Here is a 26,257-nt window from a genome sequence, read left to right as displayed (position 1 = left end):
ATTGGGTGATTAGAAAAGAGGGGCGCTTCGGCGTCCCCTTTTTCGATGGCTTTGCAGCTCGGAAGGTTGCGAGACGTCGGCGGGACATTTCTGGCTTCGGCATCACCGAGCCGAGCGTTAAGGCATAGCAGTCCTACCACGGCACAACAGCAATCTCCGGCCAGTTGGCTTGGACACGCACACCCTTCGCCTCATGCGTGCGCTGATTATCCATCACCCGGTTCGGCGTGATGCGGAACGAGAAAATATCGTCGAGCCCGAACGGCGCCACCAGCTCAAGCTGCCCGTCCCCATCATATCGAACCCCGACCGCATGGGTCTTCGAAGCGAAATAGCGAACCGACTCGCTGGAACTCGTGTAGCGCGGACACGGCTGACCGAATTTCTGGGGATACCACAAATGCACCCGCGCCTGGTTACGTACCTCGACCGGTAGCGTCAGCCCCGCGAAATGCTGCGCCGCCCGGCAAAGGACCGCGTCCTCGGCCTCGTAGGACAGGTCGCTGTCATCGAAATAGAACAGGTCGACATCCTTGATGCCGTAACCCGACGGCTTGCCGGTCAGATGGTTCCAGATGCTGTTGTAGAGCGCGCCGGACACCACCAGCCAGCCCGGCAGGTCCAAGCTGGCGTGCCCGCGCCAGCGCTTCGACAAGCAGCGGTTCAGCCGCGACGATGTCGAGAAACGCAGCGCGCTGCTCTTCGAAGGAGAGGCCGGCATAGCGAAGATGGTCCATCGCCCTTTGGAGAGCGATTCGCCACCTGTCCGCAATCCCTCAGGCCCTAAGCACGCCGCCCGTCTGCTTGCCGACATTCTCGACGATGCGCTTGGCCAGCGCCTCGAAATCCTCATCGGTCAAAGTCTTTTCGACCGGCTGGATCGCCACCTCGATGGCGATCGACTTCTTGGCGGCACCGAGTGAGGCGCCTTCGAAGATGTCGAACACCGAGACGCCGGTGATCAGCTTCTTGTCGGCGGCCAAAGCCGCGCGCACCAGCGTGCCGGCTTCGACCCTTCTGTCGACGACGAAGGCGAAGTCGCGCTTCACCGCCTGGAAGGCGGAGAGCTCCAGCTTCGGCTTGGTCCGCGTCGGCTTGGCCTTCGGCTCCGGCACGGCGTCGACGAAAACTTCGAAGCCGCACAGCGGTCCGGAAACATCGAGCGCTGCAAGCGTCTTCGGATGGAATTCGCCGAACGTACCCAAAACCACCTTTGGCCCGAGCTTGATCGTGCCGGAGCGGCCGGGATGGTACCAGGCCGGGCCGCCCGCCTCGACCTGCAGCCGCTCGACCGGCGCGCCGCAGGCTTCGAGTGCGGCGATCGCATCGGCCTTGGCGTCGAACACGCCGACCGGCCCTGAATTGCCGGCCCAGTTGCGTCCGGAGCCGTCGAGCTCGGCGGTGCCGCGGCGCACGCCGGCGGCAACACGCCGCTGCTGGTCGGCGCCGTCACCCTCATAGGTGCCCGAAACCTCGAACAGCGCTACGTCGCCAATGCCCTTGTCGGCGTTGCGCTGCGCGGCCGCGATCAGGCCGGGCAGCAGCGACGGCCGCATGTCGGACATGTCGGCGGCGATCGGATTGGCGAGCTTCAGCGCCGTCTGGCCGCCGCCGAACAGTTCGGCGTGTTTGGCGGGGATGAACGACCAGGTGACGGCCTCCATCATGCCGCGCACGGCAAGCGCACGCTTGGCCGTGCGGGTGCGGATCTGCAGCGTGGTCAGGATTTTGGAATTGACCGCGTCGTGCGACCCAAGCGGCTGCGGCACGATGTTGTCGACGCCGTGGATGCGCATCACTTCCTCGACCAGGTCGGCCTTGCCGTCGACATCCGGCCGCCAGGAGGGGACCTTCACGTCGACGACCTCGCCCGCGCCTTGCGGCTCGAAGCCGAGGCGCGACAGGATGTCGAGGGTTTCCGCCCTGGGCACCTCGATGCCGGTCAGCCGCTTCACTTCCGACAGCGGGAAGGCAACGATCTTCGGCTTGTGGCCGCTATAACCGGTCACCTCCATCTCCGTCGGTGTGCCGCCGCAGAAATCGAGCACCAGCTTCGTCGCCAGCTCGACGCCCGGCACCATGAATTCCGGGTCGACGCCGCGCTCGAAGCGGTAGCGCGCATCGCTGATGATGCCGAGCGTACGGCCGGTGCGCGCGGTGGTGATCGGATCCCAAAGTGCGGATTCGATCAGCACGTCTGTGGTGCTCTCGTCGCAACCCGAATGCTCGCCGCCCATGATGCCGGCGATCGATTCGACGCCGTCCTCGTCGGCGATGACGCACATTTCCGGCGTCAATATGTATTCGCGATCGTCGAGCGCATGCACCTTCTCGCCATCGCGTGCGCGCCGCACGGTGAGATTGCCGGCGACCTTCCTGGCGTCGAACACATGCAGCGGCCGGCCGCGGTCGAAGGTGACGTAATTGGTGATGTCGACCAGCGCGCTGATCGGCCTGAGCCCGATGGCGATCAGCCTCTGCTGCAGCCATTTCGGCGACGGGCCGTTCTTCACGCCCTTGACCAGCCGCAGCGCGAAGCCGGGGCAGAGCTCCGGCGCTTCGATCGTCACCTTCACCGGGCACATGCCGCTGCCGGCATGCGGCATGATCGCGCCGCCGACGAGGCGGCCGAGGCCGCTCGCGGCGAGATCGCGGGCGATGCCGTACACACTTGTCGCGTCCGGCCGGTTCGGCGTCAGGTTGATCTCGATCACCGGATCGTCGAGATGCGCATAAGCGGCGAAGCTGGTGCCGACAGGCGCATCGGCGGGCAGGTCGATGATGCCGTGATGCTCGTCCGACAGCTCCAGCTCGCGCTCCGAGCACATCATGCCGTGGCTCTCGACGCCGCGGATCTTGCCGACCGTCAGCGTCACGTCGATGCCGGGAACATAGGTGCCGGGTGCTGCAAAGGCGCCGATCAGGCCCGCGCGGGCGTTCGGCGCGCCGCAGACGACCTGAATGGGAGCCTTGCCGTCGCCGGTGTCGACGGTCAGCACGCGCAGCCGGTCGGCATCGGGATGCTGCACCGCCGTCAGCACCTTGGCGATGACGAAGGGTTTCAGGCCGGCCTTGTCGTCGACATGTTCGACTTCGAGACCGATCGATGTCAGCCGCTCGACGATTTCCGTCAGCGAAGCGTCGGTCTCGAGGTGATCCTTGAGCCAGGAGAGGGTGAATTTCATGACTGTGTTCCGTCTGGGTTAGACGATGATGGTCTGGGCACGCTGGTCTTCAGGTGACGCGGCAAGTCGTCGGGCATGTGCAGGAAGGGGAGCTGCTCGCGCACATGGGCATGGTGCGTCGGCTTGAAATAGGCCGGCATGTCCATGGCGCCGAGCATGAAATAGATGTGGTCCTCCAACCGCTCGTCGACATAGGCGATCGGCGAGCCGCAGATGCCGCAAAACGAGCGCGTCACCGGCCCGTTCTCGTACATCTTCAGCGCCTTGCCGGTGAAGGCGACCTGGTCGGACATGAAGCCGACAAAGGCCGACACTGGCGCGCCGCTCGCCCGCCGGCAATCGCCGCAATGGCAATAGCTGACATGGTGCGGTTCGGCCGAGGCCTCGAACCGCACGGCGCCGCAACGGCAGCCGCCAGTGTGCGGCGCTGTCATGCGCTCAAGCCCCCGAACAAAGTCGGCATGTCGAGCGGCCGGAAGCCGTAATGCGACAGCCAGCGCACGTCGGCATCGAAGAAGGCGCGCAGGTCCGGCATGCCGTATTTCAGCATGGCGATGCGGTCGATGCCCATGCCCCAGGCAAAGCCCTGGTATTCGTCGGGATCGAGTCCGCCATGGCGCAGCACATTGGGGTGCACCATGCCGCAGCCGAGGATCTCCATCCAGTCGGAGCCTTCGCCGAAGCGCACTTCGCCCGGCCGCGAGCGGTCGCACTGGATGTCGACCTCGAGGCTGGGTTCGGTGAATGGGAAGAAGGACGGCCGGAAGCGCATCTTGACGCTCGGTACCTCGAAGAAGGCCTTGCAGAACTCCTCCAGCACCCACTTCATGTTGGCGACGTTGGCTGATCTGTCGATCACCAGGCCTTCGACCTGATGGAACATTGGCGAGTGGGTGGCATCGGAATCCTGACGGTAGGTCTTGCCGGGGATGACGATGCGGATCGGCGGCTTCTGCCGCTCCATGGTGCGGATCTGCACCGGCGAGGTGTGGGTGCGCAACAGCTTGCGCTCGCCCTTCTCGTCCGGCTGGAAGAAGAAGGTGTCGTGCATCTCGCGCGCCGGATGCCCCTCGGGGAAATTCAGTGCGGTGAAATTGTAATAGTCGCTCTCGATATCTGGGCCTTCGGCGATGGCGAAGCCGAGGTCGCCGAAGATCGCCGCGATCTCGTCGATGACCTGGCTGATCGGGTGGATGCGGCCGCGCTCGGCCGGCGACTGCCGCACTGGCAGCGTCACGTCGACCGTCTCGGCGGCGAGCCTGGCGGCGATCGCCACGTCCTTCAGTTCAGCCTTGCGCTGGGTGAGCGCCTCGGTGACACGGTTCTTCAAGCCGTTGATCGCCGGGCCCTTCACCTGCCGCTCCTCGGCGCTCATCGCGCCCAGTGTCTTCAGCATTTCGGAGACCGAGCCCTTCTTGCCGAGCGCTGAAACGCGCACGGCTTCGATCGACGCCTCGTCGGCGGCCGAGGCGATGTCGGCCATCAGGGAATTTTCGAGAGTTTCCATATCGCTCATGTTCCAGACCCGATTAGGCATAAGAAAAACCCGCGCCAGCCGTGCCAGCGCGGGTTCCCCAAATCAGAATTGCGAATGCTTGGGAAGCGCTGGTCTTAAGCGACAGCGCTTTCAAAAGCGTTCGGCGTGGTGTTCTTGAGGTATTCGAGCGCGACCTTGGCCTTGGCCACGAGAGCGGCGAAAGCCTGCGGCTCGTGGATGGCCATGTCCGACAGGATCTTGCGGTCGATCTCGATGCCGGCCTTGTTGAGCCCGTCGATGAAGCGGCCATAGGTCAGGCCGTGCTCGTGCGTCGCGGCGTTGATACGCTGGATCCACAGCGCGCGGAACGAGCGCTTGCGGTTCTTGCGGTCGCGATAGGCGTACTGCAGCGACTTTTCCACCGCCTGCTTGGCGATGCGGATGGTGTTCTTGCGGCGGCCGTAGAAACCCTTGGCGGCTTTCAGGACCTTCTTGTGCTTGGCGTGCGAGGTGACGCCTCTCTTTACGCGTGCCATGTCATGATCTCCTTAATCGTGTCCGGACCGAATGCCTTAGAGGCCGTTCGGCAGAAAATTCTTGATGACCTTCTTGCCATCCGGTTCAGCCAGAACCATCGTGCCGCGGGCATTTCGAATGAACTTGTTGGAACGCTTGATCATGCCGTGACGCTTGCCGGCCGCAGCCGACAGGACTTTACCCGTACCTGTGATCTTGAACCGCTTCTTGGCGGCCGATTTGGTCTTCATCTTGGGCATTTTGCTACTCCGTTTCTATGAGGTCCCTGTCGTGCCTTCGGCACTCCGCGCCTCTTGTTTTGTTCGCTTCGGGCCGACCAAAGCCCGAAAAGCAAATGAAACCGCCACGGCATGCCCTGCCGGGCGGTTTTCTTGGAACGGCGGTCCTATACGTCAAAGCAGGCTTGCGCGCAACACCCGCCGGGATGCGACGTTATGGCAGCCGGAATAGAACCGGCAGTATCCCCGACTGCTGCGCGCCATCGATGGTTTCGAAGACGGGCAGCGCCACCAGGAACACCAACCCGTCGAGCAAAGTGGTCAACAGCAGGCGCGGCTTGAAGCTGCCGGTATCACCTTCCTCATAAAGCGAAAGCCTTGGGAAGAAGCGCGGCACCTTCGCCAGATAGGCCTGGTATGGCGCGCCGAGAGCCTCCCTGAGGAATTTCTCCTCGCGCAGGATGACAATGTAAAAGGCCCCCGCGCAGAGCAGCCCAAAGCCGATCGTGGCTGTGATCGAGCCGATCTGTGCGCCGACGCCGGCGGCGGCGATGCTCGAGAAGACATAGAGTGGGTTGCGGGTGATCGAATAGGGTCCGCCGGTCACCACCTCGGCGGATTTGCGCCCGCCAATATAGAGCGTCGACCACAAGCGTCCGACGACGCCGAGGAAGATCAGCAGCACGCCGAACATTTCGATGGACTCATGCACCGGGGTGTCTGGCGGAAAGGTCGACTGCCCGAACAGCAGCGCCGCGAACAGGACGACGACGAGCACCGCAAGCACCATCCGGCGCGTGTGCTGGTAGTTGCCCAGCCCATATTTGAAGTCCTCGGCGCGCTTCACTTCATTGACCATGTCGCGGGATCCGATCGTCGAGGGTTCGATTGCAGCGTCTGGACAAGAAAAAGGCGTCCCGCCGATCGCCGGGACGCCCTGGGGTATGATTCAGGCGGATTTAAAGCGCGATGACCACGCTGAACTGATCGTGATCAGCGGGGTGCCAGCACCATCATCATCTGGCGGCCTTCAAGCTTCGGTTCCGCTTCGACCTTGGCAATCGGCGCCACTTCCTCGCGGACCTTGTTCAGAAGCTGCATGCCGAGTTCCATATGCGCCATCTCGCGGCCACGGAAGCGCAGCGTCAGCTTGACCTTGTCGCCTTCCTCGAAGAAGCGCCGCACGGCCTTCATCTTGGTCTCGTAGTCGTGGCTGTCGATGTTCGGGCGCATCTTGATCTCCTTGATCTCGATGACCTTCTGGTTCTTGCGCGCCTCGGCCGCCTTCTTCTGGTTGGCGTATTTCAACTTGCCGAGATCGAGGATTTTTACGACGGGCGGTACCGCATTGGGCGATATCTCAACCAGATCGAGCCCGGCCTCTTCGGCGAGCAGCAATGCGTCGTTGATGGAAACGTCGCCGCGGTTCTGGCCTTCTGCGTCGATAAGCTGGACCCGGGGAACCCGGATGTCGCGGTTGGAGCGCGGCCCATCCTTGGTGGGCGCCGCTGCTTTGAAAGGTCTGCGAATGGTCGTGGTCTCCTTGAGCCGTTTCGTTCAGGGTTGTTGCAGTTCGGATGTTCAGGACGCGCCAATGTGGTGAGCGCGCGGCGCAAGTCAATAGCACAGCCTTCTCAGGAAATCACCTGATCGCGAGCCTGCACCAAGCAAAGAAAGTTGTAGACCGCTTTTCGTTGAGCGCCCGGCTGTGCCAAAAGACCCGGCGTGAGGGAAAGCCATGACCGCCACTGCGCCTGAGTTTCTGGAAGTCGAGGGAACCGATATCGCCGTCAGACGGGCGCCGGGGGCTGCGCCCGGCGTCGTCTGGCTCGGTGGCTACAAATCCGACATGCTGGGCACCAAGGCCGAGACGCTGGCTGAGTGGACGGCAAAGGAAGGCCGCGCTTTCCTGCGTCACGACTATTCCGGCCACGGCGAATCGGGCGGCGTCTTCGCCGATGGCACCATTTCGAAATGGCTTGGACAAAGCCTCGCCGTCTTCCGCTGCTTCACCAAGGGCAAGCAGATCCTGGTCGGCTCCTCGATGGGCGCCTGGATCGCGCTGCGCATGGTCCAGGAATTGCGCAAGGCGGGTGACGACCGCATCGCCGGCCTGGTGCTGCTGGCCCCGGCGCCGGATTTCACCGCCGAGCTGGTCGAGCCGGTGCTGACCGAGGCTCAGAAGGGCGATCTCACTGAGAAGGGGTTCTTCGAGGAGCCGTCCGACTATTCGGCCGAGCCTTACATCTATACGCGCGCCTTGATGGAGGACGGCAGGAAGAACCTTGTCATGACCGGGCCGATCGACACCCATTGCCCGGTCCACATCCTGCAGGGCCTGGCCGACGCCGACGTGCCGTCGAGCCATGCGCTGAAGCTGGCCGCCCTGCTGCCGGCCGATGACGTGACGCTGTCGCTCATCCCCGATGGCGACCACCGCCTGTCCCGACCCCAGGATCTCGACATGCTGATGCGGGCGGTGGGCGACATGGTGCGGCGAGCAGGGTAGGTCATGCGCATTTCCATCCCGATATCCGCCTTTGTCGCGGCGATCGTCGGCTTTGGCGGCACGCTGGCCGTTGTCATCGCCGCCGCCAAGGCGGTCGGCGCCACCCAGGTCGAGACGGCGAGCTGGGTCACCGCGCTGTGCCTGGCGATGACCATCGAGTGCTTGTGGCTGTCCTGGCGCACGAAAATGCCCGTCATCACCGCCTGGTCGACGCCAGGCCTCGCGCTGATCGCGGCATCGAGCGGCTTTACGATAAATGATGCGGTGGGCGCCTTCATCGTCACCGCCATCCTGTTGATCGCCACCGGCCTGTTCAAGCCGCTGACCCAGCTGATCGCCAGGATACCGGCCTCGGTCGCTTCCGGCATGCTGGCCGGCATCCTCGTCAGCTTCGCCACCGGCGCGGTCAAGACCATTCCCGCCGACCCCTGGCTGATCCTGCCGCTGATCGGGACATTTTTTGTCATCCGCCTGTTCAACCCGGCACTGTCGGTTCTTGCGGTGTTGATCGGCGGCGGCTTCGCGGCCTTCCTCACCGGCCGTGTCGGCGGCCTGCCGACGCCGGAACTGTCGACCCTCACACTGATTGCGCCACATTTCAGCACTGCATCGATCATCGGGCTGGCTCTGCCGCTCTACCTCGTCACCATGGCCTCGCAGAACCTGTCCGGCCTCGCCGTGCTGAGGGCCGCCGGTTACCATCCCGAGCCTGGCCCGCTGATCGGCGTCACCGGCCTGTTCTCGCTGCTGTCGGCGCCATTCGGCGCCTCGACCACCAATCTGGCGGCGATCTCGGCGGCGATCTGCACCGGGCCGGATGTCCACCCCGACCCGGCCGAGCGCTGGAAGACCGGTCCCTTCTATGCGTTTGCCTATCTGGTCTTTGCCATCTTCGGCGCCTCGCTGGTGGCGATCTTCGCTGTCCTGCCGCAGAGCCTGATCGTGCTGGTCGCCGGCCTGGCGCTGATGGCCCCTTTGGCCAACGCGCTGTCGATAGCCTTGAAGGAAGAGGGCGAGCGCATGGCCGCCACCGTCACCTTCGCCGTCACCGCTTCCGGGCTGACGCTGTTCGGCGTCGGCGCCGCATTCTGGGGCCTGGTCGCCGGCCTGGCCGTGCTTTTCCTCGAAATGCTCAAAAAGAAATAATCATTTCAGCTCTTTGTCCGGTTTTGGCCGGATCTGTCTTGAATCGCCGTTTTCCCCATCCCATTTCGATTCCACGCAGCCGATCTGGCTGTCTCCAACGGAAGGACTGGGAGAAAATGAACACGACTGCATTGATCCGCCCGGCCTGGACGCCGGCGACCATCGCGTTGATGGTGATCGGCTTCATGGTGTTCTGGCCGCTCGGCTTCGCCATGCTCGCCTACATCATCTGGGGCGACCGGCTCGACGGCTTCAAGCGCGACGTCAACCGCGCCACGGACGGTATCTTCGCCGGCTGCCGCCGCGGTTCCGACAAGGCCGCGCGCTGGGGCCACGGCTCCGCCCGCACCGGCAACGTCGCTTTCGACGACTGGCGCGAAAAGGAGCTTGAGCGCCTCGCCGAAGAGCGCCGCAAGCTCGACGAGATGCTGACCGAGTTCGACGACTACGCTCGCGAACTGCGCCGCGCCAAGGACCAGGACGAGTTCGATCGCTTCATGGCGAATCGCAACAAGTCGACTGCCCCGACGACGACAGCGTCCAAGACCACCGGGACGACCCCCAAGCGCAAGGGTTCGAATCTGCTTGACGACTGAGGCCGCGCGACAGGCCCCGGCACGATAGACGGCGTCGCGCAAGCGGCGCCGTTTCTTTTTTGTTCTCTTTTCAGCTTCGCTCCACTGGTCGTTTTCCTCGAATCGCGTATCGTCCAGCCATGTCCTTCGGCTTCTTCCGCAACCTGACCAAGCCCAAGCCGACGCCGATCGTCGAGCGCGAACATTGCGTCGCCGGCCGCACGCTGCCGCTTAAGATCGTCGAGAGCGCCAGGGCTCGCCGGCTGACGCTGCGCATCGATTCCGGCGGTCAGGGCCTGCGCATCACCGTGCCGCCGGGCCTGCGCCGCGGCGAGGTCGAGAAGTTCCTCGACCGCCACCAGGACTGGCTGGAGCAGCGGCTGGCCAAGGTGCCGACACGGCCGCAGGTGCGGCCCGGCATCAAGATTCCGGTGCGCGGCGTGGCGCACCGAATCGTCCATGAACCCGCCAAACGCGGCACCGTCACCGTGTCGCGCGACGAGCGCGGCCCGCTGCTGATCGTGCATGGCGAGCGCGTGCACCTGCCGCGCCGCATCGCCGATTTCCTCAAGCGCGAGGCCAAGCGCGAGATCGAGCGCCTGGTGACCAAGCACAGCGCCGCCATCGGCAAGCGCGCCAAGGCGATCCGTTTCAAGGACACGTCGAGCCGCTGGGGCTCCTGCACCTCCGACGGCAATCTGTCCTTCTCCTGGCGCATCATGATGGCGCCCGCGCCGGTCATAAACTACCTCGTCGCGCACGAGGTGGCGCATCTCAAGGAGATGAACCACGGCCCGAAATTCTGGAAATTGTGCGAGCAACTCTGCCCCGACACCGAGCGCTGCAAGGACTGGCTGAAGCGCAATGGCGGTGCGCTACAGGCGATCGTGTTCGATTAGACCAATTCCAGGAAAAGTGTGAAACGGCTTTCCGTCCGGAATTGCGTCGTCCGGGCCAGCTTGGCCAGCCGCTCAATCATCGTTCGCCGCGTTCAACTCCTCAGGCCGCAACCCCTCGTCGCCCTGGCGAGGCCACGGCAGGAAATTCCGCTCGAAGGCGTCGCCGCCGAAATAGTCGAGCGCGCGGTGCGCCTCGGCGCCGTTGAAGGCTGCCTTGTCCATCAGATGCGCGATCACTTCGTGGGCCTGCGCGATCTTTTGCCTGAGTTGGGCAACGCTCTGGTCAGTCATGACTATCTGCTCCCGCCTGTGTTTCCCTAATTGAAAGGTAGTGCTTTCCGCCCCGGCGGCAAACAGCATGCTTTTTCTCGACTCTTAAGCTGTTTCGTGCCAATCCCCGCGCCATGGCGCTCGACATCAAGATATGCGGGTTGAAGACCGATGACGCATTGGCCGCGGCGCTGGCCGGTGGTGCCAGCCATGTCGGCTTCATCTTCTTCGCCAAGAGCCCGCGCTATGTCGCGCCCGAAGAAGCCGGGCGCCTGCGCCAGGCGGCAACCGGCAAGGCCGGCGCCGTCGCCGTGACGGTCGATGCCGGCGATGCGTTCCTCGACGAGATCGTCGAAAAAATGCACCCCGACATGCTGCAGCTTCACGGCTCGGAGACGCCGGAGCGGGTGGCCGGGGTCAAGGCCCGTTATGGCCTGCCGGTCATGAAGGCGCTGTCGGTCAGCGAGGCCGCGGATATCGAGCGGACAAAACCCTTCATAGGCATCGCCGACCGCTTCCTGTTCGATGCCAAGCCGCCGAAAGGTTCGGAATTGCCGGGCGGCAACGGTGTCGCCTTCGACTGGCGCATTCTGGCCGGCCTTGACGCCGGCGTCGATTACATGCTTTCCGGTGGGCTCAACGCCGCCAATATCGGCGATGCCCTCCAGCTTGCCAATCCGCCCGGAATAGACATTTCGTCGGGCGTGGAAAGCGCGCCGGGCGTCAAGGAGCCGGCGCTGATCGAGCAGTTTTTCCGGGCCGTCAGGGCAGAACGCGACAACCGCGCCGCCTGAGCGTGCTCTAAACCAAAGCATGTCCCGGAGAAGTGGGAACCGGTTTTCCGCCAAGGACATGCTCAAGACCAGATGCAGGAGATCGGCGATGGACAAGCCGGCGACACCCAATTCCTTCCGCACCGGACCCGACGAGCAGGGCATGTTCGGCATCTTTGGCGGCCGTTTCGTCGCCGAGACGCTGATGCCGCTGATCCTCGACCTGGAGCGGCACTGGAATGAGGTCAAGAACGATCCCGATTTCAAAGCCGAGCTGCAGAACCTGTCGACCCACTATGCCGGGCGGCCGTCAAAACTTTATTTCGCCGAAGGCCTGACGAAACATCTCGGCGGCGCCAAGGTCTACTTCAAGCGCGAAGACCTGAACCACACCGGTTCGCACAAGATCAACAACTGCCTCGGCCAGATCCTGCTCGCCAAGCGCATGGGCAAAAAGCGCATCATCGCCGAGACCGGCGCCGGCCAGCATGGTGTCGCCTCGGCCACGGTCGCGGCCCGCTTCGGCTATCCGTGCGTCGTCTATATGGGCGCCACCGACGTCGCCCGCCAAAGCCCCAATGTCTTCCGCATGAAGCTGCTCGGCGCCGAAGTCAGGCCGGTGACCGCCGGCCACGGCACGCTGAAGGACGCCATGAACGAAGCGCTTCGTGATTGGGTGACCAATGTCGAGGACACCTATTACCTGATCGGCACCGCCGCCGGCCCGCATCCCTATCCGGAACTGGTGCGCGACTTCCAGTCGGTCATCGGTTCCGAGGCGCGCACCCAGATCCTCGAACAGGAAGGCCGGCTGCCCGACACCATCATCGCCTGTGTCGGCGGCGGTTCGAACGCCATCGGCATGTTCCATCCCTTCCTCGACGACAGGCAAGTCCGCATCATCGGCATCGAAGCCGGCGGCCGCGGCCTCGACGGCATCGAGCATTGCGCCTCGATGAATGCCGGCGCGCCCGGCGTGCTGCATGGCAACCGCACCTATCTCTTGCAGAATGCCGACGGCCAGATCATGGATGGCCACTCGATCTCGGCCGGCCTCGACTATCCCGGCGTCGGCCCCGAGCATTCCTGGCTGCGTGACAGCGGTCGCGTCGAATATGTGCCGATCCTCGATGACGAGGCACTGGAAGCGTTCCAGCTGACGACGCGCGTCGAAGGCATCATCCCGGCGCTGGAATCGGCCCATGCCATCGCGCATGCGGTCAAGATCGTACCGGCCATGGACAAGGACCAGATCGTCATCGTCAACCTGTCCGGCCGCGGCGACAAGGACGTGCACACGGTGGCCTCGATGCTGGGCATGGAGATCTGATCATGACCACCCGCATCGACCGCCGCATGGCAAAACTGAAAGCCGAAGGCCGCCCCGCCTTAGTCACCTATTTCATGAGCGGCGATCCGGACTATGTCACCGCTTTATCGATCATGAGGGCCTTGCCCAAGGCGGGCGCCGACATCATCGAAATGGGCATGCCATTTTCCGATCCGATGGCCGATGGCCCGGCGATCCAGGCGGCGGGCCTGCGGGCGCTGAAAGGCGGCCAGACGCTGGTCAAGACGCTGCAGATGGCGTCGGAATTCCGCGCCAGCGACAATGAAACGCCGATCGTTTTGATGGGCTACTACAACCCGATCTACATCTACGGCGTCGACCGTTTCCTCAAGGACGCTATCGCCAGTGGTATAGACGGGCTGATCGTCGTCGACCTGCCGCCGGAGATGGACGAGGAACTCTGCATCCCGGCGCTCAAGGCCGGCATCAACTTCATCCGCCTGGCGACGCCGACCACCGACGACAAGCGCCTGCCCAAGGTGCTGCAGAACACCTCCGGCTTCGTCTACTATGTCTCGATGACGGGCATCACCGGCTCTGCCCTGGCCGACACCGGCAAGGTGGCGGCGGCCGTCAGGCGCATCAAGGGCCATACCGACCTGCCGGTCTGCGTCGGCTTCGGCGTCAAGACCGCCGAGCAGGCGCGCATTATCGGTGCCAATGCCGACGGCGTCGTCGTCGGCACCGCGATCGTCAATGCGGTGGCCAATGTGCTCGGGCCCAAGGGCGAAAAGACCGCCGATCCGGCCGAAGCGGTCGCCACTTTGGTCAGCGGGCTGTCGCAAGGCGTGCGCTCGGCCCGCCTTGCTGCCGCCGAATAATCTTCCTACCTCTTCGTCAGGACAGGAGCCGAAGCGATGAACTGGATAACCAATTACGTCCGCCCGAAGATCAATTCGATGCTCGGCCGTCGCACCGACATGCCCGAAAACCTCTGGATCAAGGATCCCGAGACCGGCGAGATGGTGTTCCACAAGGACCTGGAGCAGAACCAGTTCGTCATCCCGTCCTCCGGCCATCACATGAAGATCTCGGCCAAGGAGCGGCTGAAATACTTCTTCGACGACGGCAAATACGAGACGCTCGAAAACCCCAAGGTGGTGCAGGATCCGCTAAAATTCCGCGACGAGAAGCGCTACACCGACCGGCTCAAGGACGCCAAGGCCAAGACCGGCCTGGAGGACGCCGTCGTCAATGCGCTGGGCGCCATCGACGGCTTGCCGGTGGTGGTGACCGTGCAGGATTTCGCCTTCATGGGCGGCTCGCTCGGCATGGCCGCCGGCGACGCCATTGTGCACGCCTTCGAGGTTGCCCTGCAGCGCAAGCGGCCGCTGATCCTGTTCGCTGCCTCCGGCGGCGCCCGCATGCAGGAAGGCATTCTCTCGCTGATGCAGTTGCCGCGCACCACGGTCGGCGTCGACCGGCTGAAAGAGGCGGGCCTGCCCTATATCGTCGTGCTCACCAATCCGACCACCGGCGGCGTCACCGCGTCCTACGCCATGCTGGGCGATGTCCACATCGCCGAACCCGGCGCGCTGATCGGCTTTGCCGGCCCGCGCGTCATCGAGCAGACCATCCGCGAAAAACTGCCCGACGGCTTCCAGCGCGCCGAATATCTGATGGAGCACGGCATGGTCGACATGGTGGTGTCGAGGCTCGAATTGCGCCAGACGATTTCGCGGCTCTTGAAGATGCTGCTCAAGATGCCGGAAGAGCAGAAGCCGCTGGAGCCGGAGATCCTGCCGCCGGCGCTTGCCCAGCCGGAAGCACGGCCGCAGGCCTGACGCGGCGTTCTTAGCCGCGAACCGCGATTGCGCGAGACTCCGCGCACGCTTAGGATTCTTTTATGACCACGCTTGCCGCCGACCGTGAAATTGAAGCCCTGATGGCGCTTCACCCGAAAGGCTTCGACCTTTCGCTCGACCGGATTTCGCGGCTGCTCGAGCGGCTGGGCAACCCGCAGGACCGGCTGCCGCCGGTGATCCACATCGCCGGCACCAATGGCAAGGGCTCATGCGCGGCCTTTTCGCGAGCGCTGCTCGAAGCCGCCGGGCATCTGGTCCATGTGCACACTTCGCCGCATCTGGTGAACTGGCACGAGCGCTACCGTCTTGCCGCCGATGGCGGCGGCAGGCTGGTCGACGACGAGGTTTTCGCCGAAGCCATCGCCCGCGTCGCCAAGGCCAATGCAGGCAAGAAGATCACCGTCTTCGAGATCCTCACCGCCGTCACCTTCATCCTGTTTTCCGAACATCCGGCCGCGGCCGCCATCATCGAGGTCGGCCTCGGCGGCCGCTTCGACGCCACCAATGTCGTGGCCAGGCCGGCGGTGTCGGTGATCATGCCGGTCTCGCTCGACCACGAGGCCTATCTCGGCGACCGTGTCGAGCTGATCGCCGCCGAAAAGGCCGGCATCATCAAGCCCGGCTGCCCGGTTGTCATCGGCGCCCAGGAAACCGAGACGGCGCTGCAGGTGCTGATCGAAACCGCCGAGCGGCTCGATTGCCCGACCTTCGTCTACGGCCAGGATTTCCTCGCCTACGAGGAAAACGGCCGCATGGTCTACCAGGACGAGGACGGCTTGATGGACCTGCCGCCACCGCGCCTGCCGGGGCGACACCAGTTCGCCAATGCGGCGGCGGCGATCGCCGCGGTCAAGGCGGCGGGTTTCGAGATCAGCCATCGCGCCGCCGAGAAGGCGATGACCAGCGTCGCCTGGCCCGGCCGCATGCAAAAGCTGGCGCAGGGGCGGCTGGCGGAGCTGGCGCCGAAGGGCGCCGACATCTGGCTCGACGGCGGCCACAATCCAGGCGCCGGCATCGTCGTCGCCGAGGCGCTGGCCGAGCAGGAAGACAAGAACCCGCGGCCGCTGTTCCTGATCTCCGGCATGATCAACACGAAGGACCAGAGCGGCTATTTCCGCGCCTTCAAGGGCCTCGCCCGCCATGTCTACACGGTGCCGGTGAGCATGAGCGATGCCGGCGTGCCGAATGACGAGCTGGCCATCCGCGCCGTCGAGGCCGGCCTGTCGGCCGAGCCGGTCAGCTCCGTCGCCAGCGCCCTGATGCTGCTGCGCGACACATGGGACGGCCCGCCGCCGCGCATCCTGATCGGCGGTTCTTTGTACCTGGCCGGCGCCGTGTTGGCCGAGAACGGCACGCCGCCGACCTGAGCGCGCGTCCGATCACCGCAAGGAGCCAGTGATGATCAAGGTAAAGCAGCTCGCTCACGCCTGCATTTTCGCGCATGATCTGGAAGCGACGCGGAGCTTCTACCGGGACGTGCTCGGCATGGACACCCAATTCAATTTCCTGCGCGACGGCACGGTTTTCGGCTTCTACCTCAATTGCGGCGGCCGCAGCCATGTCGAGGTGTTCCAGAAAGACGAGGCCAGCTACAGCGAGCTGAACCAGATCAACCATTTCTGCCTTGAAGTGGAAAACATCGATGCGGCGATCGCCCACATAAGGGCGAAGGGCATCGACATCACGGCCAAGAAACATGCCTGCGACGATACCTGGCAGGCCTGGATCCGCGACCCCAACGGCGTGAAGATCGAGCTATTCGAATATACCGAGAAAAGCGCGCAATTCGTTGGTGGCGATCGCATCGCCGACTGGTGATCGCTGGGCCGCGAGAGATTTACTTCAGCTCGATCTCGATGAAGGCGTATTCGCCCTCATTGGCGTTGATCACGTCGTGCTCGACGCCTTCCTTGCGGAAATAGGGCGCGCCCTTCTTCATCTCGGCGAAGGATTCGCCGTCCTTGGTCAGGAGCTTCACCTTGCCGTCCATCAGCGGCACGACGACATAGTCGTGGCCATGGCGGTGCCAGCCGGTGTTGTCGCCCGGCTGGAAGCGGTACTCGGTGACGATGACGCGCTCATTGTCGATGAAGACGGTGGCCTTGGCGGATCCGGTCATGGGGTTCTCCTGTCCTTTTCAAGCAGAAGACATGGAAGACCGTTGCGCGAGGGCCAGAGCACGTTGAGCGATGACGCCAAAGAAAAGCCCGGCGCGATGGCCGGGCTTGTCCTTCAAACATTTTGATTGGCTCAGGCGAGGTTGCCGTTGATCCAGTGTGACAGCGCGGTCTTCGGCGCGGCACCCACCTTGATGTCGGCGCGTTCGCCACCCTTGAAGATCATCAGCGTCGGGATCGAGCGTACGCCGAACTGCGCCGCCAGTTCCGGGTTCTCGTCGATGTTCAGCTTGGCGATCTTGACCTTGCTGCCGAGTTCGGTGGCGATCTCTTCGAGCGCCGGCGCGATCATCTTGCACGGGCCACACCATTCGGCCCAGAAATCAACCACGACCGGCTCCTTGGCGTTGAGCACATCGGCCTCGAAATTGCTCTTGTCGACCTTGACGGTGGCCATGCGGAAATCCTTTCGAAAATTCGGTTGCACCAAATGTGGTGGTTGTCGCGCCCTTCTTCAAGCAGTTCTTGTGTCACGCTCCCGTGAGTCGAGCAAGGGCATCGTCCATGACCGCCGACGGCAGTTCGATCAGCCTTGGAGCCTCGGTAAACAGCAGTGCTGCCGAGATCTCATGGCCGGGATAAAGCGGCTGAAGCAGCGCCCGATAGAGCGCGAGCTGCAGCACGTAGGCCGGCGGCACCTCGGCAATCGTCGCCGGCGCCGGCCGGTTGGTCTTGTAGTCGACGATCGACACCCTGCCCGATGTCACCGCCAGGCGGTCGATCTTGCCGGAGATGGGGCGTTTCCTGCCCTTCACCTCGAGGCTGCCCATGATCGAAACCTCGGCGCGCGATGACGAACCGAACAGCGGTGCGAAGCGCGGGTCGGCGAGGATCGAGAACACCGAGGCGAGCACCCTGCTACGCTCGGCCTCGGGCCATTCGGCGCCGGCGCGCGCCAGATAACGCTCGGCCGCATCCCGGCGTTCGCTCTCCGCGATGCCGGGCAGCATTTGCAGCAGTTTGTGCAGCGCCAGCCCGCGCATAACTGCGAAACCGGGCTCGGCCTCCGCATTCAGCACCGGCGAGCGCGTGTCGGCTACGGTTTCCTTGGTCTCGTCGATCAATGCCGAGGCGCCGGACGGCGACAGCGGCCGCGGCAGGTCCTCGTAAGGCGGCAGCGGCTGGAACAGGCTCTCCGGCAACGGCGCGAACTGCAGTGCCGGCCTGTTCTCTCCGCTTGTTGTGATGGCCACCGGCGGCAGCTTGGTCATGTTGAAGCGATGCACTGGCTCGCCGGTGGCGGGATGCTTGCGCTCAGTGCTTTCAGGCGCGCCGACCAGCGCGCGGCTGACGATCGAATGCCAGGTGCCTGTGTTTGGCGCGCGCTTGCCGTGATAGGCGCAGACGATCAGCCGGTCCTCGGCGCGCGTCATGCCGACATAGAGCAGCCGGCGGTACTCGTCGTCGGCCAGTTCGCGCGCGCGGGCGGCTGCGGTCTTGGAAAAGCCGTTGGCGACGTCGCTGGCCGAGCGCCAGAGATAGCCCTTGCCGACGAAATGTTCGCCCGAGCCTTGGAACGGCATCAGCCTCGGCAGATGCTGGTCGCTGAACGGCGCCGAGCCGCCATCGACCAGGAAGACGACTGGCGCCTCCAGGCCCTTGGCGGCGTGCACGGTCATGACGCGCACCTCGTCGCGGGTCTGGTCCATCTCGCGCTTGATCTCGGGGCCGGTGCTTTCCAGCGTCGCCAGGAAGGCTTCCAGCCCCGGAAGGCCGGTCCGTTCCTCGGCCAGGCAGAAGCTCAGGAATTCGTCGATGATATCACCGGCTTCCGGTCCGAGCCGCGCGATCATCCTCTTGCGCAGCCCGTCGCGGGCGAGTGCCGCGGCATAGAACTCGAACACCGGCTTGAACGCCGCTTCGTCCGACCAGGCATCGAGCCGGCTAACGATGGCGGCCAGCGCGATGTCTTCGCCGGCGTGCTGTCGCAGCGATCCGATCAGCGACTTTCCCGATGGCCGTCCGTTTGCCAGCGCAAACAATCGCTCCTCGGAAACGTCGAAGATCGGGCTGCGCAGCACGGCGGCCAGCGACAGGTCGTCTTCCGGCTGAATGAGGAAATGCCCGAGCGCGATCAGATCCTTCACGGCGATATGGCCGGGCAGGCTAAGCCGGTCGGCGCCGGCGACCGGGATCTGCCGATTCTTCAGGCTGCGCGACAGCGCATGGACGAAACGGTCGCGCTTGCGCACCAGCACAAGAATGTCGCCGGCCGTCAGCTTCCGTCCCTTGCCTTCGATGGTCTCGCCGTCCCTGAGCCAGGCCTGGATGGTCGCCGCCACATGCTCGGCAACGCGCACCGCCGGCGCGCTGGCATGGTTGACGGGCAAGGTCCAGTCGTCGGGTTCCTCGACCGCATCGGCGCCGATCGACGGCCAGACCTCGACATAGCCCGGCGCATCGGTGCGGATCGCCTTGTGGCTCAGCGGGTCGGGATCGTGGCTGATGCCGCGCCGTACGCCCGGTTCGGCGAAGACGCGGTCGACGGCGGCCAGCACGTCGTCGGTCGAGCGGAACGACCAGGTCAGCTTGAGATCGGCGAACGAAGCGTCCGCGTCGCGCACGCGTCCGGCAAACAAAAGCCGGCTGTCGGCAAAGGAGTCCGGGGCGGCACCCTGGAAGGAGTAGATCGACTGCTTTTCGTCGCCGACGGCAAACACCGTCCGCTGAACGGTCTCGCGTTGGCCGAGCCCGGCAAAGAACTCTTCCGTCAGCCGCTTCACCACCTCCCACTGGTCGGGACTGGTGTCCTGCGCCTCGTCGAGCAGGATATGGTCGATGCCCTGGTCGAGCTTGTATTGCACCCAGGGCCCGGCGTCGGGCCGCGCCAGCAGGCTGACCGTGCGGGTGATGAGATCGTTGAAATCGAGGAAGCCGCGGCCGCGTTTCAGCTGCTCGTAGCGCGCGATCAGCCAGCCAGCGATCGTCAGCGCGGCGCACGTGCCTTCCAGCATCCGGAACAGCGCCAACCTGTCCGAAACCTCGATTATGGCATTGACCGCCACCAGATAGCGCTCGGGCAAATCGGGCAGCCGGTCGAGCAGCGCCTTTTTGAATGCCTTTTGTGGATCGTAGGGGTCGCCGTCCGCCTTGAGGAAGGCCTTGCCGAGCATCTGCAGCCGGCGGATCGGATCCTTCTCGGCGAAGGCGGCACGGGCATAGGGCAGCAAATTGTTCAGGACGGTTCGGGCGTCGGTGGCCTCGGCGGCATGGGCGAAGCCGGCAAAATAGTCGGGCAGGAAGCCCGGCAGCGGCCAGACCGAGCCGGCTATGCCTTCGGCTGTTTCGCCGGCGCGGAACCGGAATTCGTCGAACAGCGGCTGGAAGCCCAGCCCGCCACGGCCAAGCGCGCCGATGAAGGCGCGTAAGCCGTCGCGCTTGTGCACGATTTCGGCAAGCAGCGCGTCGAGACCGGCTTCGCCGCCGCGCTCCAGCACGGTGGCGAAGGCCTCCGCCAGCCCTGCCTCGCCGGCGGTGGTGCCCGAAATCATGTCGCGTCGCGCGGTGGCGAAAAGCGACGCCTCCATCTGCGGGTCGAGCATTTCGAAATGCGCGGGAATGTTGGCTTCCAGCGGAAACTGGTGCAGCACCGATTCACAGAAGGCGTGGATGGTCTGGATCTTCAGACCGCCCGGCGTTTCCAGCGCCTCGGCGAACAGCCGCCGTGCCCGGCGCATCGTGTCGCGATCGGCCCGACGGCCGTCCAGCGCTTCGATCCGCGCCGCCAGTTCCGTGTCGCCGAGCGACGTCCATTCGGACAGCGTCGAGAACACCCGGTTCGACATGTTGGCGGCGGCGGCGCGCGTATAGGTCAGGCACAGGATCTTCGACGGATCGGTGCCGCGCAACAAAAGCCGGATGACGCGCTGCGCCAGCACATGCGTCTTGCCGGAGCCGGCATTGGCCGACACCCAGGCCGAATTCAGCGGGTCGGAGGCGCGCGCCTGGCTGGCGGCGGTGTCGCTCGGGATCGGGTAGGCCTTCTTCATGCCTCCCCCGCCTCGTCGTCGCTGTCGCCGCCGGCCGACCATTCGAGCACGCGCGCCAGATGGTCGTAGTCGCCATCCGCCTCGCCCTCGCGGAAGGGCAGCGCGCGCGACAGATAGCCGGTCGTCGGGTCGGCATAGTGGAAGAGCAGCTTTTCCAGCCGCGCCCAGGCCTCTTCGGCGAGATCGGCGGCGGTCCTCGGCTTGCGGTAGTATTCGAGGATCGATTCCTCGAACACGTCGCCATTCGGCTTCAGCCTGACGAAGGCGAGCTGCGATGGCTCGCGGGCGCCAAGATCCCTGAAGGCACCGCGCCTGAGCAGCGCGCCTTCCAGCGCCAGCTGCGGCGCCAGCAGCGTGTGCGCCTGCGCTTTGGAGGGCGAGGAGCCGGTCTTGTAGTCGAGAATGTCGGCCATGCCGCCGGCCAGCAGATCGACGCGATCGGCATGGCCGGACAGCGTCACGCCGGTGCGGCCGACCGTGGTCTTTTCAGCCCGCTCCTCGGCATGGCGCTTTGCCACGGCGTCGGCGCGGCCGTGCTCCCATTCGATGATGTTGGCAGCAAGCTTCTCGAAGCGCGGCCACCACACCGCCTCGACATCGGGCGGCAGCGCCGCCTCGGCAAAGCAGATGCGGCCGGCTTCGATCAAGCCAGCGAGGGCGCCGGGCTCGCGCGGGTCCAGCACACGGCGCGAGAACAAATGCAGGATGGCGTGAAACAGCGTGCCGCGCTCCGCCGCACCGGGATCGCGGATCACCGGATCGAGCGGCATCAGGCCGAGGATCCTCCTGGCGTAGATCGCATAGGGGTCGCGGCGCAGCGTCTCGATCTCGGTGACCGAGAAATGCTGCGGCCGGACGCCGAGCGGCGGCCTCGGCTGCGGCCTTGGCGCAAAATCCTGTTTTTCGCCGGCGTCGAGCGCCCGCGCCCAGGCCAGCAATTCGTCGCCGCGGCACAACGGCGCTGCCGCATGCTCCTTGCCGATGAAGGTGAGCAGGCGCTGCAGCCAGCGCGAGGGCACCGCCGGTGCGTCGCCGGAACGGGCGGAGCGCGTCAGCACGACCTTTCTCGCCCCCATCGCCATCTGGAAATCATGCGCGGCTAGGCCGATGCGCCGTTCCGGCGGCTCGAGGTCGATGCCGGTCTTCATCAGCCGCGACATGAAGCGGTCGCTTTCCGGCTTGCGCGGCCACACGCCTTCATTGAGCCCGCTGATGACCAGCGTGTCGACGCTCTGCAATCGCGCTTCCAGCGCGCCCCAGATGGCGATGTTGCGATCGGTGCCTTGCGCCGGCTTGACCGTTTCCGGCGCGATCAGCGCCTCCATCACGTCGGGCCATTCGACGGCCGCGAAGGAGAACGGCGCCGATGCCGCGACCAGGCCGCGCAGCAGCTCGGCGAGCTTTTCGCCGGCATCGCCGGCATAGAGCTCGACGAGGCTGCCATCCATCGCCCGGCCGAGGTTTTCCAGCGCAACGATGCTCGCCCGCGTCAGCGCGGCGAGATCGGCATCGCGCTCGTCGCGAAAAGCGAGGAGCGGGGAGAGTGCCGCCACGAGGCGGGCAAGCACTTCTCGCGCATTCTCGATGCCGCGCACCGTCAGGCGCGAAAACCAGAAGGGCGGCCGGCTGTCGCCAAGGCCCGAGAGCCGGGCCTCGAAAAGGTCTGCAAGCGAAGCGGCATCGGGGCGTCCAGTGCCGCCGCGCAACGCCACCAGTTCGACGATCTCCGCCGCATGGCGGACATCAGCGCGTTCGAGGCCAAGGCCGAGCAGCGGGTGCTTGAGCAGCGACAGCAGGCCGACCGGGTCACCCGGCCGGAACACGGCTTGCAGCGCCAGTCTCAGCAGGCTGGCGGCTGGCGTGTTGGCCAAAGGCGTGCCGCCGGAATCGTCGGTGATGACGTCGAAGCGCTTGAGCTCCGCCGAAACGCGCCGCGCCAGCGCACGATCGCCGGTGACGAGTGCGGCTCGCTGGCCGGGCTGTTCGACGGCGCGTTTGAGCGCCACCGCGATCGCCACCGCCTCATCGCGTTCGCTGGCGGCTTCCACCAAAATCACGTCGGCCAGGGCCTCGGCGATATCCCCGGCTTGGAAGGCAAGCCGTGTCTCGGTCCACAGTTCGGTGGTCTCGGCCGGCCGCAGCGCCTCGCTAACCAGGGCCGCGCGCAGCGCCAGCGGCCGGTCTGCGGCGGCGATCTCCTCGACATCCGCCCGAAGCACGCCGATGCCGTTGATCAGCTTGGCCAAGCCGTATTGCGGGTGGCCAAGCAGGGCCGGACGCGCGCCGGGTGCCGAAAGGGCGGCGAAGGATGCCTCGTCCAGCCTGTTGTCCAGGCCGGGCAGCACGACGGCGCCGTTGGGCAGGCCGGCAATCGCGGCCAGCAGTTCGGCCGTCGCCGGGATCGAGCCGGTCGAGCCGGCGGCGATCACCGGCCCGGCCGGCGGATTGCGTTTCAGCCGCGCCGCCTCCAGCCGGATCAGCGCGCTGCGATGCGCGGCCGGGTTGGAGCGCTGGCGTTCTTCCAGCAGCTTCGGCCAGTTGTCGGTGACGATGCCGAGAAAATCCAGCGTCACCTGCCACCAGCCGGCGAGATTGCCGGTAACCAGATCCGCGAGTTTGGCCCAGTCCGTGCCCTCGGTCTCGATCTCGTCCATCAGCCGCGCAAGGTCGCGCGCCAGCCAGATCGCATCGGCGGCCGAGGCCGGAATGACGATCTCCTCGTTGAAACGGGCGGCGACCGCCGCCGGCAGATGGCTCTTCCACAGCCGCACCAGCGGCGCCAGCAAGAGCAGCCGTTCCTGCGCCGCGATCGGCTGCGCCAGATCGATGGCTGAAGCTGCGTCGGCATCGAAGGCGGCTTCGTCCTCGTCGAACTCGCCGAGCGGGCGCACCACCGGCAGGATCGCCGAGCGGCCGCCCAGATGGTCGACGAAGGCGCCGCGCAGGGCGCGCGCGGCACGGCGGGTCGGCACATAGATGGTGACGTCGGCCAGCGCCAGCGGATCGCCGTCGAAGCGGAAACCGGGAACCAGCCGGCCGGCCAGCAGGGCCTCCGCCAGCGTCGGCAGAAACGGCGCTCCTGATGGGATCGAGAAGACGCGGCGCGAGCCGCTCATTGCGACTCGGTGAGAACGCCGGCGACCGCCGCTTCCGCCAGCGGAATGGCATCGGGCGTGCCGACGGTGATCCAGTGCCCTCGCATCTGCATGCCGAACAGGCGGCCAGCGGCAATGGCCGTATCGAAATAGGCGTTGAGCGAGTGCGGCTTTGCCGGTGCGTCCTTGAAGACGCGGGGATGAATGATCGCCGCCCCGGCATAGATCACCCCGGCCGGATCGCCCTTCGAGCGCCGCAACGCGCCGTCTGGCGCCATCAGGAAATCCGTACCGACGCAGTGTCCGGTCGCTGAGTCGAGATCGGTAAGCATCAGCAGAATATCCATTTTCGAGCCGTCCCATGCAAGGGAAAGGCGCTCGAGGCTGGGCTGGCCGCTGTCGATCCAGAACGTGTCGGCGTTGATGATGTAAAAGGCATCTTTGCCCAGATCCTGCAGCGCCTTGACGATGCCGCCGGCCGAGTCGAGTAGGGCAGCGCTCTCGTCGGAGATGACGATTTTCGGTGCCCGCCTGTCGGCGACATGGGCGACGATCTGCTCGGGAAAATAATGGACGTTGACGATAGCCGTCTCGACGCCGGCCGTGGCCAGACTGTCCAGCCCCCAGTCGAGCAGCGTCTTGCCGGCGATTTTCACCAGCGGCTTCGGCATCGTGTCGGTGATCGGCCGCATGCGCTTGCCGAGCCCAGCGGCAAGCACCATCGCAGTCTTGGGGTTAGCGGTCACAGAGGTCGTTCTTCCAGCAGGTCATGGGCGGCATAGAAGGCGTGTAACCCGGCGAGCGCCGGATGCGCCAGTGCTCGCCGCAGATAGTCGCGAATGCGCGGCAGGTGCTTGAGGTAGAATGGCTTGCCGTCGCGCTTCTCGAGCCGCACGAAAATGCCGAGGATCTTGGAATTGCGCTGCGCCGCCATCATGGCGTAGGCCTCCCTGAAGGCCTCCTCGTCGAAACCGCCGGCCGCGTGGCGCGCCGCGACATAGGCATCGACGGTTCGCTTCTCGATCTCGGGCGATACCGTGACCCGGGCATCCATCGCCAGCGAGGCGACGTCATAGGCGGCGGGCCCGATCAGCGCGTCCTGGATGTCGACGATGCCGAGGCGGTCGTGCCCGGACCGCTCGCCGCGCCAGATGATATTGGGTGAATGAAAGTCGCGCAGCATCAGCGTGTATTCGCTGGCCGCGAGCCGGTCGAGAACCGCGTTCCATTCCCTGGCGTAGCCGGCCCGCAGGGCATCGCTGGCCGGGGCGCCGGTCAGCATCGGCACATACCAGTCGACCAGCAGCTCGGCTTCGATCATCATCGCGTCACGGTCGAAGGGCGGCACGTCGTGGAAGACTCCGGGTGCCGCCTCCATCCGCTCTGGCCAGGCTTTGCCGTGCATCATCGCCAGCAGTTCGGCCGCTGCCGCATTGCGCTCGGCGACCGGCTGGCCGTCGCTACCCAGGAACCCCTCCGAGCCGAGATGCTCAAGCAGCAAAAAGCCCTGGTCGAGATCCTCGGCATGGATCTCCGGCACACAGACGCCGGCAGCCAGCAACGCCTTGTCGATGGCAACGAAGGCGGTGACGGATTGCGCGGAATGGGCGATCACGGCATAGGGCTTGCCGTCACGCACCGGCGGGCCCAGCACCAGTCGCGGCGAATTCATCAGCACGCGCGGCGCAAAGCCGGCGCGCGAGACGATTTCATAGGAGCGGGCCGAGGCGTCGCCGACGAAATGGCGGCGGCTCGCCTCACCCCAGCCGGCCGAGTCGAGAAAATCACGCATCGCCAGCGACCGCGCCGCGCGCTCGATGGCAGCACCTTGCCCCGACAGGCTTGCCCGGCGCCCTTCGGCCTGATGAACGAGTTCGATCCAGAGCGTGCTTGCCGGCATCTGGGCTTCGGCTCGTTCCGGCCATTCCACCAGCGCTGCCCCTTGCGCCAGCGCGTCGTCGAAGCCGAGTTCGTCGAGTTCGGAGGCCGAGGACAGGCGGTAGAGATCGAAATGATGCACGGGCACGCGCGTGTCGTAGCTCTGCACCAGCGTGAAGGTTGGGCTCGGCACGTCAAGGGCCGTATCGTCGGCCAGCGCCCTGATCAGCGCCCGTGCCAGCGTCGACTTGCCGGCGCCGAGATCGCCCTTCAGCGCCAGCACATCGCCGGGGCGCAGCGCCATGGCGAGATCCTCGCCGAGCCTTGCGGTCGCGGCCTCGTCGGCGAGAAAACGCTCCAGCCCTGCCATGAA

General features: G+C 65.2%; 24 protein-coding genes and 1 pseudogene. 10 read left to right on the top strand and 15 right to left on the bottom strand.

From position 1 onward, the window contains the following. Positions 1–133: 133 nt before the first annotated feature. From AC04SI_RS16260 to infC, 8 genes and pseudogenes are all read right to left on the bottom strand, one after another. Positions 134–737 (bottom strand): annotated as a pseudogene (locus AC04SI_RS16260) (nucleotidyltransferase family protein). Between the two features lie 39 nt (positions 738–776). After that, on the bottom strand, positions 777–3,185 hold the full coding sequence (gene pheT / locus AC04SI_RS16255) for a phenylalanine--tRNA ligase subunit beta (protein ID WP_488474501.1): 2,409 nt from the start codon (positions 3,183–3,185) through the stop codon (positions 777–779). Then, on the bottom strand, positions 3,182–3,619 hold the full coding sequence (locus AC04SI_RS16250; RefSeq protein ID WP_404274544.1) for a GFA family protein: 438 nt from the start codon (positions 3,617–3,619) through the stop codon (positions 3,182–3,184). The genes pheT and AC04SI_RS16250 overlap by 4 nt, the downstream gene beginning before the upstream one ends. Beyond that, positions 3,616–4,701 (bottom strand): phenylalanine--tRNA ligase subunit alpha, encoded by a 1,086-nt coding sequence (gene pheS / locus AC04SI_RS16245; protein ID WP_404274546.1) that lies wholly within the window; start codon positions 4,699–4,701, stop codon positions 3,616–3,618. Before pheS ends, AC04SI_RS16250 begins: the two co-directional genes overlap by 4 nt. A gap of 95 nt (positions 4,702–4,796) precedes the next feature. Next, on the bottom strand, positions 4,797–5,198 hold the full coding sequence (rplT, locus tag AC04SI_RS16240; protein ID WP_006201247.1) for a 50S ribosomal protein L20: 402 nt from the start codon (positions 5,196–5,198) through the stop codon (positions 4,797–4,799). 36 nt (positions 5,199–5,234) lie between these two features. After that, the gene (gene rpmI, locus AC04SI_RS16235) at positions 5,235–5,438 is read right to left on the bottom strand and encodes a 50S ribosomal protein L35 (protein ID WP_006201248.1); all 204 of its coding nucleotides are present in this window, start codon (positions 5,436–5,438) and stop codon (positions 5,235–5,237) included. Between the two features lie 193 nt (positions 5,439–5,631). Continuing rightward, the gene (locus AC04SI_RS16230) at positions 5,632–6,276 is read right to left on the bottom strand and encodes a methyltransferase family protein (protein WP_404274556.1); all 645 of its coding nucleotides are present in this window, start codon (positions 6,274–6,276) and stop codon (positions 5,632–5,634) included. Positions 6,277–6,410: 134 nt separating this feature from the next. Next, complete coding sequence (gene infC / locus AC04SI_RS16225; protein ID WP_081482097.1) at positions 6,411–6,947, bottom strand: translation initiation factor IF-3; 537 nt, start codon at positions 6,945–6,947, stop codon at positions 6,411–6,413. A gap of 208 nt (positions 6,948–7,155) precedes the next feature. On the opposite strand from infC, the gene AC04SI_RS16220 reads away from it, so the two are divergent. From AC04SI_RS16220 to AC04SI_RS16205, 4 genes are all read left to right on the top strand, one after another. Next, positions 7,156–7,926 carry an alpha/beta hydrolase gene (locus AC04SI_RS16220; protein ID WP_404274557.1) on the top strand — a complete coding sequence of 257 codons (771 nt, stop codon included), beginning with the start codon at positions 7,156–7,158 and terminating at the stop codon, positions 7,924–7,926. Between the two features lie 3 nt (positions 7,927–7,929). Further along, positions 7,930–9,072 carry a benzoate/H(+) symporter BenE family transporter gene (locus tag AC04SI_RS16215; protein ID WP_404274559.1) on the top strand — a complete coding sequence of 381 codons (1,143 nt, stop codon included), beginning with the start codon at positions 7,930–7,932 and terminating at the stop codon, positions 9,070–9,072. 116 nt (positions 9,073–9,188) lie between these two features. Further along, positions 9,189–9,668 (top strand): DUF2852 domain-containing protein, encoded by a 480-nt coding sequence (locus AC04SI_RS16210; RefSeq protein ID WP_404274561.1) that lies wholly within the window; start codon positions 9,189–9,191, stop codon positions 9,666–9,668. A gap of 119 nt (positions 9,669–9,787) precedes the next feature. Continuing rightward, positions 9,788–10,546 carry a M48 family metallopeptidase gene (locus AC04SI_RS16205; RefSeq protein WP_404274563.1) on the top strand — a complete coding sequence of 253 codons (759 nt, stop codon included), beginning with the start codon at positions 9,788–9,790 and terminating at the stop codon, positions 10,544–10,546. Between the two features lie 72 nt (positions 10,547–10,618). Here the strand turns inward: AC04SI_RS16205 and AC04SI_RS16200 are convergent, their stop codons facing one another. Then, positions 10,619–10,906, bottom strand: coding sequence for a hypothetical protein (locus tag AC04SI_RS16200; protein WP_246800695.1), 288 nt, complete (start codon positions 10,904–10,906; stop codon positions 10,619–10,621). A 44-nt stretch (positions 10,907–10,950) separates the two neighbouring features. Here AC04SI_RS16200 and AC04SI_RS16195 point away from each other — a divergent pair, with 44 nt between their 5' ends. From AC04SI_RS16195 to AC04SI_RS16170, 6 genes are all read left to right on the top strand, one after another. Next, positions 10,951–11,610 carry a phosphoribosylanthranilate isomerase gene (locus AC04SI_RS16195; RefSeq protein ID WP_404274564.1) on the top strand — a complete coding sequence of 220 codons (660 nt, stop codon included), beginning with the start codon at positions 10,951–10,953 and terminating at the stop codon, positions 11,608–11,610. A gap of 88 nt (positions 11,611–11,698) precedes the next feature. Then, a complete protein-coding gene (gene trpB / locus AC04SI_RS16190; RefSeq protein WP_404274566.1) occupies positions 11,699–12,919 on the top strand; it encodes a tryptophan synthase subunit beta in 1,221 nt (406 codons plus the stop codon). Positions 12,920–12,921: 2 nt separating this feature from the next. After that, positions 12,922–13,761, top strand: a complete 840-nt coding sequence (gene trpA / locus AC04SI_RS16185; protein ID WP_404274567.1) for a tryptophan synthase subunit alpha — start codon at positions 12,922–12,924, stop codon at positions 13,759–13,761. A gap of 36 nt (positions 13,762–13,797) precedes the next feature. Next, a complete protein-coding gene (accD, locus tag AC04SI_RS16180; protein WP_404274569.1) occupies positions 13,798–14,724 on the top strand; it encodes an acetyl-CoA carboxylase, carboxyltransferase subunit beta in 927 nt (308 codons plus the stop codon). Positions 14,725–14,786: 62 nt separating this feature from the next. Next, positions 14,787–16,112: a bifunctional folylpolyglutamate synthase/dihydrofolate synthase gene (locus tag AC04SI_RS16175; RefSeq protein WP_404274570.1), complete on the top strand. Its 1,326-nt coding sequence runs from the start codon at positions 14,787–14,789 to the stop codon at positions 16,110–16,112. Positions 16,113–16,143: 31 nt separating this feature from the next. Next, positions 16,144–16,563 (top strand): VOC family protein, encoded by a 420-nt coding sequence (locus AC04SI_RS16170; protein ID WP_404274571.1) that lies wholly within the window; start codon positions 16,144–16,146, stop codon positions 16,561–16,563. A gap of 19 nt (positions 16,564–16,582) precedes the next feature. On the opposite strand, the gene AC04SI_RS16165 is transcribed toward AC04SI_RS16170, so the two are convergent. From AC04SI_RS16165 to tsaE, 6 genes are all read right to left on the bottom strand, one after another. Further along, positions 16,583–16,864 (bottom strand): cupin domain-containing protein, encoded by a 282-nt coding sequence (locus tag AC04SI_RS16165; RefSeq protein WP_140606681.1) that lies wholly within the window; start codon positions 16,862–16,864, stop codon positions 16,583–16,585. Between the two features lie 131 nt (positions 16,865–16,995). Further along, a complete protein-coding gene (gene trxA, locus AC04SI_RS16160) occupies positions 16,996–17,319 on the bottom strand; it encodes a thioredoxin (RefSeq protein ID WP_006201263.1) in 324 nt (107 codons plus the stop codon). A gap of 73 nt (positions 17,320–17,392) precedes the next feature. Continuing rightward, complete coding sequence (gene addA / locus AC04SI_RS16155; RefSeq protein ID WP_488474500.1) at positions 17,393–20,911, bottom strand: double-strand break repair helicase AddA; 3,519 nt, start codon at positions 20,909–20,911, stop codon at positions 17,393–17,395. Continuing rightward, positions 20,908–24,027 carry a double-strand break repair protein AddB gene (gene addB, locus AC04SI_RS16150; protein ID WP_488474499.1) on the bottom strand — a complete coding sequence of 1,040 codons (3,120 nt, stop codon included), beginning with the start codon at positions 24,025–24,027 and terminating at the stop codon, positions 20,908–20,910. The genes addA and addB overlap by 4 nt, the downstream gene beginning before the upstream one ends. Further along, positions 24,024–24,752, bottom strand: a complete 729-nt coding sequence (locus tag AC04SI_RS16145) for a nucleotidyltransferase family protein (RefSeq protein ID WP_404274575.1) — start codon at positions 24,750–24,752, stop codon at positions 24,024–24,026. Before AC04SI_RS16145 ends, addB begins: the two co-directional genes overlap by 4 nt. Further along, a complete protein-coding gene (tsaE, locus tag AC04SI_RS16140) occupies positions 24,749–26,254 on the bottom strand; it encodes a tRNA (adenosine(37)-N6)-threonylcarbamoyltransferase complex ATPase subunit type 1 TsaE (protein WP_488474498.1) in 1,506 nt (501 codons plus the stop codon). The genes AC04SI_RS16145 and tsaE overlap by 4 nt, the downstream gene beginning before the upstream one ends. Positions 26,255–26,257: the final 3 nt, after the last annotated feature.

Source organism: Mesorhizobium sp. CNPSo 4689, assembly GCF_057784325.1.
This window is presented reverse-complemented; position numbering and strand designations above follow the sequence as displayed.